Source organism: Cupriavidus sp. 21MJTG02-4 (assembly GCF_057798975.1).
On sequence record NZ_JBYOJP010000006.1, the window covers coordinates 359,580 to 372,331 of the forward strand.

Genomic DNA, 12,752 nt, shown 5'->3' on the forward strand with positions numbered 1-12,752 from the left:
TGGCATCGCACGTTCGGGGGCATAATTCCCGCTTCCGCGCTACAGTACAAATTGGTTGGACCACTTTGCGCCGGGATCACATCGGCCAGCGCGGGCGGTCGGGCAACGTCAGGAAGGGAAAGAGAGATGGCAACCGGGACGCATGGAGGCGGGCGCGGACGCGTCGAAGCGGTAATGCGGCGCATGGAGACGGCATTGCTCGACGGCAGCTGGCCCGCGGGCGCACGGCTGCCGGCCGAGCGCGTACTGGCCGAGCAATACGACGTGGCGCGCAACACCGTACGTGAAGCCATCCAGCGCCTGGCCGCGCGCGGGCTGCTGCAAAGCCGGCGCGGCGCGGGCGTCTACGTGACCGACCAGCTGCGCTCAGGCATCGCCTCGCCGTGGGGCCAGCTCGTGGCCGACCATCCGGCGCTGCGCGACGACATCCTGGAATTCCGCCGCGTGCTCGAAGGCGCCACCGCCTACTTCGCCGCGCTGCGCGGCGACGATGAAGACCGCGAACGCATCCGCGGCCTGATGGCGGAACTTGAACGCGCTCGCCTGGTGGACGACAAGCAGGCCGAGGCCGAGGCCGACACGCGCCTGCACGACGCCATTGCGCAGGCGTCGCACAACACCATGTTCCTGCACCTGCATACCAGCGTCATCAGCATGCTGCGCGAGCACATCACCATCAGCGGCACCGGCCTGCGCGAAGAGGGCGAGGCCATGTCCGCGCTGCTGCTGCTGCAGCACCGCACGGTGTGCGATGCCATCTGCGCGCGCCGCCCGGAAGAGGCGCGCACGGCGATGCAGACGCATATCGATTTTGTGCGGACGTGGGTGGAAAACGGAGGCGGGGCGGACAAGAGCGTGGACTAGTTTTAGTTCTGCCGCCGGGTGCGGGACCGCACGTCCCGGCCACGCCTCACACCAGCCCGGCGAGGGTCAGCTCGCGCTTCAGGTAGGCATAGAAGATCGGCCCCGCAATGACGCCCGGAATGCCGTACAGCGTTTCCATCAGCAGCATCACGATCAGCAACTCCCACGCGGCCGCCTGGATGCGCGCGCCGATGATGCGCGCGTTCAGGAAATACTCGAGCTTGTGGATCACCACCAGGAAGAACAGCGACGCCACCGCGATCGGCAGCGATACCGACAGCGACGCCACCACGATGGCCGTGTTCGAAATCAGGTTGCCCAGCACCGGCAGCAGCCCGGCCACGAAGGTAATGACCACCAGCGTCTTCGACAACGGCAGGTGCACATCGAACAAATGCAGCACCACCAGCAGGTAGGTGGCTGTCAGCAACGTATTGATGATCGAGATCTGGATCTGCGCGAAGATGAACTGCGCAAACGCCTGCTGCAGCGCCCGCGCGCGCGCGACCAGCGCCGTCGCCAGCGGCCGGCGGTTGGGTCGCGACACCGCGCGGTAGAGCGCCACCATGGCGCCGATGACCATGCCGATGATGATATGCAGCAGCGTGCGCAGGACCTCGGCCCCAAGCTTCTGCGCCATCTGCGCGTGTTCGCGCAGCCAGTGGATCATGGTGTTGGCGAGCTCCTCGACGGTGCTCGGCAGGGCGCCGCTCACCCAGTCGGGCAACTGGCCGCGCGACTGGTCAATGATGTCGGCAATGTGGTTCAGCAAGGTGTCCAGCGTGCCCTCGCCGCTGACGAAGCGCACCAGGGCCCAGACCCCGAGCGAAAGCGCCAGCAGGATCACGATGGACAGGATCGCCACCGCCAGCGCGTCGTGCCGCTGGTTCAGGCGCTTCAGGCGCGGGGCCAGCACGTCGACCAGCGAGTACAGCAGCAGGCCGGAAAGCAGGGCCGCGACCAGGTTGGCCTGCAGCACCGTCCACAGCGCCAGGGCGGTGAGCAGGTAAGAGGCGCCGACCACGGTGAACCAGGCTGCGGGGAGCAGGCGCGGGGTGGAAGGCGGGGGTTGATGATCCATCTGACTCTCCGGCGTAGGGGCTGCCCCGGCGGCATCTGGACGTGCCGGATGCACGATGCTGTCGACGGCAGCGCTGGAGGTCGATTTTCAGGGCTGGATTGAGACTAGGCAAGCACCTCGAAGCCCGTCACCTGGCGGACGATCATGCAAGTCACTGGAAAGGCGCGCGCCTGCCCCACGTTTTATCGCTTGATGGCACGGAAGCCGATCTCCTAGCATAGAGTCGCCAGCCATTCGACGCGCAAGGCGGAGTACCTGACATGACGGTTACGCATCAAGGGACGGCCGCGAAGACTCAGGAGGTGAAGGCTATGTCTTCCACAAGAATTGAGATGTACGACCACGACGGCGATGGAGTCCTGACCATTCGGGACGATGGCGCCGAATTTTCAGGGGCCACGCTCGACCTTTCGAATCTGTTCGGCGAAGACGTGGTGGCGGAGCTTGACAAGCACCAGTTGCTCGAATGGTGCGAGACGGTCGCGGCCCATCTCCGTAGTCAGGGCGTGACGCCAAGTACAGCCGCGCCAGACAGGTGTGCTGGAAAAACCAGTCAGAGCCGGACGAAGAAGGAACCCGGCGTCGAGGAACTCTTGCAGTCGACGCCTCCGGCATAGGGTTGCAGGCCGCCGCGCCCATCTGAACGCGGGAGGCCGGCGAAACATTGATACCCGGTGAATGAAGGTTTCCGGTCTTGGTGTGCGAGCCCCAGCGACATCGCGCGGGCTCGCACAGGAAGAATCCTGTCCCACTGTTTCGCGGATACTCACTCCTCCTGGAACGCCTCCTCCCGCTTCGCCATCATGTTGTGATGTATTTGGCTTTGGCTTTGGCTTTGGCTTTGGCTTTGGCTTGGGGTTATCTCCAAGAATTTCCATGGCATGTGCGGGGCTCGGCAAATGCATCATGTCGTGATGTATTCATGTAATCCAATGTCTGGTTCTTGCTGGCTGCGCTTGCGATCTGGTTCAGGCCGGTCCGGCGCCTTCGTCGGGCCGCGGTCGAAGATGTCGCCAATGACCGGTAAAATCCGAAAAAAACAATGGGTTGCAGCCTGGAGACGGTCAATGGTTCGCTTGCTGATGTTGTTGTTGGGGGTGGATTACCTGCGCTCGCGCTGGAAAGCACTGGCATGGGCCGGTGCCGTCAGCATGGTGGTTGGCACCGTGCTGTTCATCGATGCCCTCGACGGCAAACTGGATTTCCCGATCGCGCCGTTTGCCTGGCTGCTGCTGCTCGAAGGCCTGGCCACGCTGGCGGTGGCGTCGACGGGGATGGGCGGCCAGCGCACGCTGCGCTACGTGAAGGGCACGGCATTCAGCGTCGCCGCCGTTCTCGTGCTGGCCGGCCATCAGCATGGCCACATGATCCTGTCGCTGATCTTCGGCGTGCTGTTCCTGGCCGATGGCCTGCTACAGGTGGTGTCCGCGCGCGTGGTGCGTTTTCGCACCTGGCGGATCGCCATGGCGGGCGGCATGGCCGAGATCGCGCTGGGGATCTTCTTTATCCAGCCGTACCCGACGCATTACGTGGGCACCGTGCCGTACTGCCTGGGACTCGGCCTGATCTTCGGTGGCTGGAACATGCTGTTGCTCGGGTCGCGCGTGCGGCGGCTGGCAGGCAACCCGGGCGTCACTGACCATGCGGAATCCGCCACCGCTGCACCGGACGCCGGCGCGCGCCGGCTGACTACCTGGGATGGCCCGCCCGCGAACGGCGAGCGTGCGCTGACCGTGCATGTCTGGACGCCGGTCGGCACCGCAAAGTCCGAGGCGCGCCGGCAACCGATCATCGATCGCTATATCGCGGCGGTGGATCGCGATGGCGTGATCTCCACCGGCCACGCCGCGATGGAATCGCCCGAGGGCATCTACATCAGCCTTTATCCCGCGGTCGAGATCGACCGCTCGCCCGACGATTTCGCGAGGCTGCTGCGCGCCACGCGCGAGAACGACGTGCCCGGCATGTTCCAGCCGGACTATCCGACCGAGTCGCAGGCATGGTGTCCCTCGACCGTGCAGGTCCGCATCCGCAACTACGATGCGCGCCGCCTGCGCGCGTTCTGGGATGCGTACCGTCAGAACACCACCTACAACCTCACGCATCGCAACTGTTCGAGCACGGTGGCGCGCGCCCTCGATGCCGCGCTGGAGGGCGCCGCAACGCGCGTCTGGGCGCGGCTCACTGGCTGGTGGCCACTATTTCGCCTGCTGCTGACACCGGAGCTGTGGGTGGCCGCACACCTGCGCAAGCGCGCCGCAACGATGGCATGGACGCCGGGGCTGACGCTCGACTATGCGCGGGCAATGAGCATGCTGGCGGACCCCAGGCCGTTCGCATGGGCGTCGGTGTTCCGTGGCAGAGGCCGGCACAGGGCTTCGCAGGAATCGGCGCGGGAGTCGCGCTAGCGAGCCGCGAGCGCGACCATGGCCTCGGATGTCCGCAACGCTCAAAGGCGATTCACAGTGAGTCACTGGCTACCGCGCTGGTCGCTCGCAACGATGCGCGTGGCGGAGCAACGCTACATTCTTGGAGATCGAGGGGAATTCCGGCATGGATGACATGATTACAGGACACGTCTTTATTGCCACGAGTCTTGACGGTTTTATCGCCCGGCCCGACGGGGATACCTGGCCGACTGACGGGTGCGTCCTTCTCACGGCAGGCAAGCCGTTCCCCTTGCACGCTTACTTCAAGCCCAGCGTGAACGGCAGCAGTAGCGCATTCACGAGCAGCAAGCCATAGGCGACCGTCATGGCTGCCGGGATGTTCGATCGCGGCCCGCCCTGTGCGCGCGCGGCACGGCGCGTCCACAGGAATCCCGCGCCCATGCCCAGGATGGCGAGCCCGGAAAACAGGCTCTCCATGGCCATCGCCGCCGGATTGCGTTTCCCCTGGCTGCTGTCGGTGTCTTGCGCGACGGCGGGGACAGCCGGCGGTTCGATGGCGGCGGCGGTCAGCTGCGTCGGCTGCGTCGGCTGCGTCATCTTCGTCGGGTCGGCCGGTTCTGGTCTGGCTTGCATGACAGGTGGCTCAGGCGGTGTCGCTTCCGCTTGCGCGGGCTGTGCCGGCGCAGCGTTCGCCGGCTCCTGAACAACGGGGTCTGGCGTCGCCGCAATCGCGGGGGGCGGGACGGCTGGCCGGACCGGCGCATGGCGCATGGCCTCCCGGTCCCGCCAGAATTTGGCAAACAGGCTTTCCAGGCAGCGTGCCGATTCGCAGGCATCACGCCGCACGCGCCATGCCGCAATGTCCGCGTCCTGGATGGTGCCCTTGTGCAGCATCCTCTGCTGCTCGGCGTAGAGGCGCTCGTAGCGCGCCGAGAGCGCGGAGGACTGGCAGATCAGGTGCCCCTGATGTGTGGGGGGAGGTCGTGAGTCGTCGTCGGCCAGCTTGCATCGCAGTCCCGCGCCATACGGGTCTTCGCAGTGAATCGAAGATCCCCCGCCCCGCGACTTGCATGCGATGTCGGAGGCCCATGCACCGGTGACAGCACCAAGGCTCATGGCGAAGCCGACGACCACGATCGTGGCCCGGCGCACGATGACCCTCTTCATTCTGATTCCCCTTCGAAACGGCCCGAGGTTCCAAGCTAGTCGATAGTCGGCGGGGTACCCAAGTTCGCGCTGAAGCGCGGGTGCGGTAGCGCACTTGGTACGGCGTCGGCGGGGAAAAATGCTTGCTGTCCTGCTCATGCGGGCAGAGCGTCGTGTCGGGCCGCGCAATCTCCACTTGGCAGCAAATGCAAACTCGGCGGTGCGCAATGCAAATCAGGCCGGCTGCGAAGACCCTATATTGGCCAGGAGCGAACCCACGGACGCGGATCGCCAACCATCCCGACGGAGGAAGACATTGACAGTGAGCGTTCTAAGAAGCATACAGACCGCCGCCTATGCACTGAGCGGCCAACACGCGGCCGCAAGAGCGAGGCATCTCGCGCGCGACATCCGTGCATTCATCAGCGAGGCCGGGGCGACTTCGAATGACGTGGACGGGGATGATCGGGTGAAAGCGAAAATCTGGCAGAGGACGCGTCGTTGCTCCGAGAAGGAGCTGCTGTTTCTCTATGCCGTGGACAAGGAGGTAGCGATGCTCTGCGAAAGCGTCGCGCGACAGCACCTCCAGATGGACATGCTATAGCCGCGCGCAGCCGCATTTCCGGGACTGATCAGCGACCGGGCCTGCCATCTCGTGCTACGATCCGCGCAAATGAAAAAGCCCATCTACTACACCTGCCAGAACCAGTCCTGCGGAGCCCGCTGGGAGTCCACCGAAGTGGTCGTCGCCAACGAGGGCCAGGGCCCACTGTTCCGCTGCCCGATCTGCGGCGCGCGCAATGCGCTGGCCGCCCGCGAAGAGAACGGCGTGACCGTCTATCGTCAACGTCGCACGACGGGCTCCTGACTGCCTGCTTGCCAGCGTCGAATCCCGATGGGATCGGCGCTCGGATATGGAAACAATTGCACCCGTTGCGAGGCAAAACTTGCAGGTGCGCCTTCGTGCTGCCTCCACGTCTCTTATGCCCACGCGCGCGATGCCCGGCCGCTCAGGCCGGATCGCCCAGGCTCACATCGCCTCGGCATGGATTTTGCGAACCACCGGGTACATCCGAGTGAAACGCATGTGCTATGCATAGCGAGGAGGTTCTCATGAACATAGTCTGGCTTGTTGGAGCGGTAGTGATCATCCTCGCCATCCTGAGCTTCTTTGGATTGCGATAGGGTCTTTTGGCCGGTGGCGGAGGCCTTCGAACGGCCTCCGCCCTTTATTTGGCATCGTTGTAGACCGTCGCCCGCGATACACCAAGATGTTGGGCGATGGTGTCCATGGATCGCCGCAGGTCCAGATAGCCCTCTTCCCTGAGCTTCTGCATGAGTGCCTTGCGTTGCTCGGTGCGCAGCGCTTGCGGTGTCGTGGCCAGGTTGACCGCGAACTTGTCGATGCGCTCGCGGATCGCCTCGGCGCTGGCCGGGTCCAGCGATTCCCTGGCCGCCTCGCCCTTCGTACCGGAAAACTGTTCAAGCAAGCTGGCGATGCCACGAAACATCGTCACGTCGACGTTCAGGCAAAGGGCGGCAAAGTAATGGCCCGCCGAATCCTTGATGCCGATGGATGTGCTCTTGGCGCGCCTGCCGTCCGAAAACTGGTTGGCGTAGTTCGCCAGGACCTGCGGATAGTTGTCATCGGCAATCCGGGCCAGACCAAGTTCCGTGGCGGGATCCCCCACATTGCGGCCGGACAGGTTGTTATGGATCGCAAGAATCGCGTGCCGCGGAGAACGCAGGTCGTGAACCACGACTTCGGTGAACGGCGCCAGCGTTTCTCCCAGTCCCGCAGCAATCTGCTTTACCTGTTCCAGTATCGCTTGCTGCTCGACCGTGAACTTCTGTTTGGCCATATCTATACATTTCATCCATTTTTGCACGCATTGTATCGGTTATAGGCGATGCGAAGGACGGGCGCTTGGTCCTGCCCCTGTCGTCTGCTATACCTCCAATGGTCGTCATGCCGGAGGTGACCATGCCGCTCATTTTCCGACCCGCACGTGCTGACGAACTGGCACGCGCCGAAGAACTGGTCACCCGCAGCATCAACGACCTGACCGTGCGCCACGGGTTCGGGCCGATCGCCACGACGCGGTCTCCGGAGTTCCAGGCGTTCTGCCTTCGCGACGACCCGCGCGGTGTGTGGGTGGCCGAGGAAGCGGACGAGATGGTCGGCTTTGCGCTGAGCTGGGTCTGCGGTCGGCTCTGGTTCCTGGCGGAACTGTTCGTCGCGCCCGGCCAGCAGGGACGGGGCATCGGCAATGCATTGCTGGAGCGCACCCTGGAGCAGGCTAGCCAGGCCGGTGCGACGGAAAGAAGCCTCATTACGTTCGCCTTCAATGTCGTGTCCCAGGCGCTGTATGTGCGGTACGGCTTGCTTCCGCGCGTGCCGATTCATTTGTGCAGCGCGGAGCGGGATGCCATGGCGCGCCATGCGCAAGGACCGGTGCTTCGCGCGACGCCGATCCAGGCCACCGCCCTCGATCTGGAAACGCTGCGGCAGATCGACATCGCGGTCCTGGGCGTTTCACGGGAAAAGCACCACCGGTACCTGCTTGACGTTCCCCAGATGGAAGGTGTCTTCTTCGAGGATGGAGGCGATCGCGTCGGCTATGCCTACGTTGCCGCCACGGGCCACATCGGCCCCATGGCCGTCATGCACGCGCCTGCGATGCCCGGCGCATTCCGTACCGCGCTGGCGATGGCCATCGCGGGAGATGCCAGGCAGATCTCCGTATTCGTTCCGGGGACGAGCGATGCCCTGGCGATTGCGACCGGCCTGGGGATGCGATTCGCGCTGCCAATGGTGCTGATGGCTACGCACGACTGCGGCGACTGGACCCGTTATGTCCCGCGCAATCCGGGCTTCATGTGAGGCCACACGGCCTGCGCCGGGGCAGGCCTGCGCGGCGCGGCACGGTTCAGAAAATGTCTTCCACGTGGTCCTGTTGCGAGCGAATATCTTCCGGACTGAGAACGATATAGCCGAGGGACCTCAGTAGCTGCACGGCTTCCAGTTCGGCATCGAGATACACCGGCCGTTCAGGCCGTCGCAAGCGCGGCACGGCCAGTTGCGGGAAGGTCGGATGGGCGTTCGACGCGACATGGCTCTCGAGGCGCCTGGCCGTATGGACGCGGTAGTGCTCCAGGTCGCTTTTCCAGCAGACGTCCGCGGCGGCATTGAACCTGGCGGTGCAAAGGCGCAATCGCTTCAGCGCGGTCAGCCAGCGCACGAAGGCGTCGCGATCCGATGGCTCGTAACCCTTCAGCAAGACGTCGATATGGTCCAGCACCGTGTCTCCTGCGGCGGCCTGATCGTCTTCCAGCAGGGAGAGCTCGAGCGCCGCGCGCTGGTACCCGTCCTGGTCGTAGAGTGCGCATTCGCTGGCCAGCACGCCTTCATGCAGCAGCTCGCACAGCAGGGCCCATGTCCTTGGATTCTTGTCGAGCCTGCCTTCGAGCGTGGGATCGAGCTGGCCAAGAATTTCGGGGATGGGGCGATCCGCATTCGACTGGATGGCCTGGACAAAGGCCGCCGCGTTCTCCGATGGCCTGTCACCGCGTGCAAGCCGCTGCGCGGACGCGTCCTTGAGTTCGCGGATTTCCGCCGCGGTATCAACCGCTTGCTTCCATGCATAGGTTTCGAGGTTCGCCGACAGCTTGCGCGCCGGCCTGGCCAGTTGCCCGGCCAGCGTCTGGACCACGCTTACGCATAGCTTGCAGCGGCACTCCAGGCGGCCCGCGTGCAGAAAGCCGGCATACAGCCGTTCCTGGTGTCCGCAGTGCGCGCATTCGACAGAGAATCCGCCCTGCCGCGCCGGGCGCTGCATGGCGAGCAGGCCGTCGACCTGATACTGCGCCTGTCCGTCGCAGCAGGGACAAATCCATTGCAGCTTGTGCGCGCCGTCGCGCGGAGCCACCGCGCGGTCGAACTGGCGCTCGATGGCACTGCGCGGAATGCCCTGCGATCGTCCTAGCACGTCCGCGGAGTAGCGCCAATAGCAGTAGGAGTGCGCGGCGGCGGCCGCCTCCGGGCTCAGGCGCAGCAGCGCTGGCAACAGGCCGGCGCTGCGCCGGATGTCGTCCGCGTGCACATCGACCAGCGCTGCCCCGCCTGGCAACACAGCTTCCAGGGCGGCGCGGCTTTGCGCCAGGAATTCCGGCACGTGAACCCGCCGGATAAGGTCCTCGTTCTCGAGCCAGAAGAGGTGCCCGGGGAGGGTCTCCAGCGCCTCGACGCCGGCCCTGACTTCCGATATGCCCGGACAGGCAAGAAATGTAAAAGGCCTACTGAACAGGAAATTATCAGCCATGTATTTGACAGCGGTGTAAGCCGCCCACGAGCCTTCAATCACCCCGCTTGGGACCGATTCACCCCTAAACCTTGGCAAAGACGATCTCGGCGGACAACGCTCGTTTCGTGGCGCGGTCCGCTGTTGGGGACTTTCCCCTTCTTGTTTTTTGTGGGTATTTTGAATCTCGCACAGATTTGCACCTGTTGCAGAAACAGCATAGGCGATGCCGACGTATCTTTGCAAATCGGGGACGCCGGCCACGGTGCTGCGCGTAGCATCAGTGCGCCGTAGTTCGGAGTTGAAAAGCACAACGCTGCTGTGCCCCGAACGGATGATGTCGCGGCGCTACCTCTGCGCCAGGTTCTCCGAATCTCGCCGAGCCATGCCATCTCCGACCTCGGGGTTGGGTTCACCATCCCGGGTCGCAATCAATGCCTTCGGCGCCAGCGGAATCAGCGGCAGGATCAGCGCATACACCACGGTGGTTGCCATCACGCAGTAGGTGAATCCGTGCGTGGCGTCGCTGTTGTAGATCCATGAGCCCAGCAGATCGCCGGCGCGCGCCGAGAGCGCGAGAACGCCGTCCACCAGCATCATCAGCGTGCCTTGCAGGCCCGGCGGACAGGACCGGATCGCGAGATCGAAATACGCTGCGGTGGCGATGCCGCCCATCAGCCCAATTGGCGCCGCCAGGACAAGGGCGAGATCTGCCGAGTGGATGAATGCCAGCGGAATCATCTGCGGCACCGCGATGATCGTTCCCCACCACAGCAGCTTGCCCAGCGATACGCGCTTGCACAGGAAGCCATAGAGCAGAAAGGTTGGAACGAACGCGGCGGCGAAGATGCCGTTGTAGTAGGAATAGATCGAATCCGAGGCATGCAGCGTATTGGACAGGTGAAACTGCAGCGGGGTGGCGGAGCCGGGCGCAAAGTTCCACAGAAAGCAGATAAGCACCGCCGGATAGACCGCCTTATGACCGGCCAGTCGCCGGACATTGCCAACGAAATCCGTACTTCTGGCCAGCGGCTTGTCGTAGAGATGCCCGAACACGGACGCGGGTTTCCATCGTGCCAACACCGCTATCAGCAGGTTGAACGCCGCGACCAGGAAGAAGGCGTCCTTCGGGGCAAGATGATCGGACACATAGCCCGAAGCAAAGGCTCCCGCTACAACCGGCACGGAGCCGATCACGTTCCAGAGCGCGCTCAGGCGTCCCGACATCAGCTTCTCCTGGCCCACCAGGGCGATCAGCCCCTGATAGGCCGCGGCGACAAAGCGGGACGACGTCATAGCCAGCAGCATCCCGATGAGCAGCCCCGCGTATGAGAAGCCCGAGAACGCCATCCAGAGGCATGCCGCCGCGGTGGCCGGCGCGAACATCAGGAAGAAGCCGCGATCGCGCAGTCCCATCGGGTTCCATTGGTCGCGCGCCAGGCCAAAGGCGAAGGCAAGGTAGACGGGAATGCCGGTCAGCAGCCGGAATACCGAGATCTGCGTCGCCGTCGCGTGCAATGCGTTCTTGAGTATGTATGTCGTCTGTATGTCCACCAGCGCGCCGGCCGGCGTGGCCAGGTAGATGAACAGGGTCATCCAGCCGAAATACAGCAGGGTTTGGTTGCTGCCTTCAGAACCATTACGATCTTTACGACCGGCGTCTGCCTGCATGTTGCGGCTCCGGTTGCCGCCTGGGTAATGAGCCCGCAAGCCAGTCTCGCGCGGCTCGATCAGACAACGATAAAAGAATAGGCGGTGCACACGTTAGCGCTGGGCAAGAGACCGAACTTCCACCCTCGGCGAGGCGTTCTCGCCATATGGCGGCAATTCATGCCAGCCCGGGCGCTCGGATGTCCGTAGAGTGCGATGGCGTGCCGTCTTGAGATCGGACTAGCCAAGCCACGACAGCGCGTCGGCGAGCGACAGCACCGTGGTGCGCGAATCGAACGCCGTCGAAAACAGATGATCGTGCACGACCGGGTCGGGGTCGTAGCAGCAGTCCTTGACCGTAAGCAGGCGGAAGTCCGCATCGCTCGCGAAAGCCACCGACGACAGCACCACGCCGGTCGACGCAATCCCCGCCATGAGCAAGGTATCGATACCCTGGGCGGACAACCGCAACTGCAGGTCGGTGCCAAAGAACACGCTGGCACGATGTGCGATGATGACCGGTTCCGTGGCCTGCCGTCCGAGCTCCGGCGAGACCTGGTCGTCGACGAAAAGACCGAGCCGCTTGATCCCTTGCCCGTTCCGGTTCATCGGACTGATTTCCGGGTATCCCGGACTGAAGTGGATCTTCGCGAAATAGATGCTGACGCCGCTGGCCCGCGCGGCGTCGCACAGTTTGCGCGTATTGGCCAGCAGCGCGGGGGCGACCGATGGGAACAGCGCGAGGATGTCGGTCTGATAGTGCATGACCAGCAGAGCCGTTTTTGCGGGAACGATTGGCGACATGGGGCTTCGCGATGAAGGGGCGACGATCGACTCTATCACGCAGGCGCCGACCCACCCGGGCTAATGCAGGTGCCCAACTTATGTCCAGCGGAGCTTCACCTGCTCTGCCCTGGAAAAGTGTGCTTGGCAGGCCGCCGGCTACTGAGCCGCGCAGCAGCCGAAGGCGATGATGCGATATCGCTGGCAATGTCGGGCCACGGACAGTTTCGGGGCTCGTTCAATCATTGTCGGAGAGCCTGCAGACGGCCGCGCTCCACGCGGCAGGCAGCGGGGCAGACTCTGAAGCGAATACCCGTACGAAATTCTTCGCACGCTACGATCAATATTCGTCCGCTAGGACAAGTAAACGCGTTTCTTTGCCTACTTTCTTGTCGCTCGGACAAGAAAGTAGGTCGCCGGCTACGCCGGCGAAACAGCGGCATCTGCCAAGAGCGACGACTCGATCATAACCACGGAACGCCGCCCGGCTACGCCGGCGAAACAGCGACGCTTGCCAAGAGCGCCGCCCCGCAACTC

At 64.0% G+C, this 12,752-nt stretch carries 12 protein-coding genes and 1 pseudogene; 7 read left to right on the forward strand and 6 right to left on the reverse strand.

From position 1 onward, the window contains the following. The first annotated feature begins 126 nt into the window (after positions 1–126). Positions 127–864 carry a FadR/GntR family transcriptional regulator gene (locus tag AC3FKH_RS15340; protein ID WP_488676725.1) on the forward strand — a complete coding sequence of 246 codons (738 nt, stop codon included), beginning with the start codon at positions 127–129 and terminating at the stop codon, positions 862–864. Between the two features lie 46 nt (positions 865–910). On the opposite strand, the gene AC3FKH_RS15345 is transcribed toward AC3FKH_RS15340, so the two are convergent. Beyond that, complete coding sequence (locus AC3FKH_RS15345) at positions 911–1,945, reverse strand: AI-2E family transporter (RefSeq protein ID WP_488676726.1); 1,035 nt, start codon at positions 1,943–1,945, stop codon at positions 911–913. 260 nt (positions 1,946–2,205) lie between these two features. Between AC3FKH_RS15345 and AC3FKH_RS15350 the strand changes: the two genes are divergently transcribed. The 3 genes and pseudogenes from AC3FKH_RS15350 to AC3FKH_RS15360 form a co-directional block, all read left to right on the forward strand. Continuing rightward, positions 2,206–2,562 (forward strand): hypothetical protein, encoded by a 357-nt coding sequence (locus AC3FKH_RS15350; RefSeq protein WP_483712712.1) that lies wholly within the window; start codon positions 2,206–2,208, stop codon positions 2,560–2,562. A gap of 450 nt (positions 2,563–3,012) precedes the next feature. Further along, on the forward strand, positions 3,013–4,353 hold the full coding sequence (locus tag AC3FKH_RS15355; protein WP_488676727.1) for an HdeD family acid-resistance protein: 1,341 nt from the start codon (positions 3,013–3,015) through the stop codon (positions 4,351–4,353). 154 nt (positions 4,354–4,507) lie between these two features. Continuing rightward, positions 4,508–4,573: pseudogene (locus AC3FKH_RS15360) on the forward strand (dihydrofolate reductase family protein); the annotation flags it as partial. A 59-nt stretch (positions 4,574–4,632) separates the two neighbouring features. Here AC3FKH_RS15360 and AC3FKH_RS15365 read toward each other — a convergent pair. Then, the gene (locus tag AC3FKH_RS15365; protein WP_488676728.1) at positions 4,633–5,502 is read right to left on the reverse strand and encodes a GntR family transcriptional regulator; all 870 of its coding nucleotides are present in this window, start codon (positions 5,500–5,502) and stop codon (positions 4,633–4,635) included. A 118-nt stretch (positions 5,503–5,620) separates the two neighbouring features. On the opposite strand from AC3FKH_RS15365, the gene AC3FKH_RS15370 reads away from it, so the two are divergent. Both AC3FKH_RS15370 and AC3FKH_RS15375 read left to right on the forward strand, forming a co-directional pair. Continuing rightward, positions 5,621–6,085 carry a hypothetical protein gene (locus AC3FKH_RS15370; RefSeq protein WP_488676729.1) on the forward strand — a complete coding sequence of 155 codons (465 nt, stop codon included), beginning with the start codon at positions 5,621–5,623 and terminating at the stop codon, positions 6,083–6,085. Positions 6,086–6,154: 69 nt separating this feature from the next. Then, the gene (locus tag AC3FKH_RS15375; RefSeq protein ID WP_483712709.1) at positions 6,155–6,349 is read left to right on the forward strand and encodes a hypothetical protein; all 195 of its coding nucleotides are present in this window, start codon (positions 6,155–6,157) and stop codon (positions 6,347–6,349) included. Positions 6,350–6,710: 361 nt separating this feature from the next. On the opposite strand, the gene AC3FKH_RS15380 is transcribed toward AC3FKH_RS15375, so the two are convergent. Further along, complete coding sequence (locus tag AC3FKH_RS15380; protein WP_488676803.1) at positions 6,711–7,343, reverse strand: helix-turn-helix transcriptional regulator; 633 nt, start codon at positions 7,341–7,343, stop codon at positions 6,711–6,713. Positions 7,344–7,465: 122 nt separating this feature from the next. On the opposite strand from AC3FKH_RS15380, the gene AC3FKH_RS15385 reads away from it, so the two are divergent. Then, positions 7,466–8,365, forward strand: a complete 900-nt coding sequence (locus AC3FKH_RS15385) for a GNAT family N-acetyltransferase (protein ID WP_488676730.1) — start codon at positions 7,466–7,468, stop codon at positions 8,363–8,365. A 46-nt stretch (positions 8,366–8,411) separates the two neighbouring features. On the opposite strand, the gene AC3FKH_RS15390 is transcribed toward AC3FKH_RS15385, so the two are convergent. From AC3FKH_RS15390 to AC3FKH_RS15400, 3 genes are all read right to left on the reverse strand, one after another. Next, positions 8,412–9,803: a hypothetical protein gene (locus AC3FKH_RS15390; RefSeq protein ID WP_488676804.1), complete on the reverse strand. Its 1,392-nt coding sequence runs from the start codon at positions 9,801–9,803 to the stop codon at positions 8,412–8,414. A gap of 327 nt (positions 9,804–10,130) precedes the next feature. After that, positions 10,131–11,453, reverse strand: coding sequence for an MFS transporter (locus AC3FKH_RS15395; RefSeq protein WP_488676731.1), 1,323 nt, complete (start codon positions 11,451–11,453; stop codon positions 10,131–10,133). A 219-nt stretch (positions 11,454–11,672) separates the two neighbouring features. Then, the gene (locus tag AC3FKH_RS15400) at positions 11,673–12,236 is read right to left on the reverse strand and encodes a cysteine hydrolase family protein (RefSeq protein WP_488676732.1); all 564 of its coding nucleotides are present in this window, start codon (positions 12,234–12,236) and stop codon (positions 11,673–11,675) included. Positions 12,237–12,752 lie beyond the last annotated feature (516 nt).

Coding starts and splice junctions, on each gene's coding strand:
- AC3FKH_RS15340 (WP_488676725.1), top strand. CDS start 127: ATGGCAACCGGGACGCATGGAGGCGGGCGCGGACGCGTCGAAGCGGTA.
- AC3FKH_RS15345 (WP_488676726.1), bottom strand. CDS start 1,945: ATGGATCATCAACCCCCGCCTTCCACCCCGCGCCTGCTCCCCGCAGCC.
- AC3FKH_RS15350 (WP_483712712.1), top strand. CDS start 2,206: ATGACGGTTACGCATCAAGGGACGGCCGCGAAGACTCAGGAGGTGAAG.
- AC3FKH_RS15355 (WP_488676727.1), top strand. CDS start 3,013: ATGGTTCGCTTGCTGATGTTGTTGTTGGGGGTGGATTACCTGCGCTCG.
- AC3FKH_RS15365 (WP_488676728.1), bottom strand. CDS start 5,502: ATGAAGAGGGTCATCGTGCGCCGGGCCACGATCGTGGTCGTCGGCTTC.
- AC3FKH_RS15370 (WP_488676729.1), top strand. CDS start 5,621: ATGCTTGCTGTCCTGCTCATGCGGGCAGAGCGTCGTGTCGGGCCGCGC.
- AC3FKH_RS15375 (WP_483712709.1), top strand. CDS start 6,155: ATGAAAAAGCCCATCTACTACACCTGCCAGAACCAGTCCTGCGGAGCC.
- AC3FKH_RS15380 (WP_488676803.1), bottom strand. CDS start 7,343: ATGGCCAAACAGAAGTTCACGGTCGAGCAGCAAGCGATACTGGAACAG.
- AC3FKH_RS15385 (WP_488676730.1), top strand. CDS start 7,466: ATGCCGCTCATTTTCCGACCCGCACGTGCTGACGAACTGGCACGCGCC.
- AC3FKH_RS15390 (WP_488676804.1), bottom strand. CDS start 9,803: ATGGCTGATAATTTCCTGTTCAGTAGGCCTTTTACATTTCTTGCCTGT.
- AC3FKH_RS15395 (WP_488676731.1), bottom strand. CDS start 11,453: ATGCAGGCAGACGCCGGTCGTAAAGATCGTAATGGTTCTGAAGGCAGC.
- AC3FKH_RS15400 (WP_488676732.1), bottom strand. CDS start 12,236: ATGTCGCCAATCGTTCCCGCAAAAACGGCTCTGCTGGTCATGCACTAT.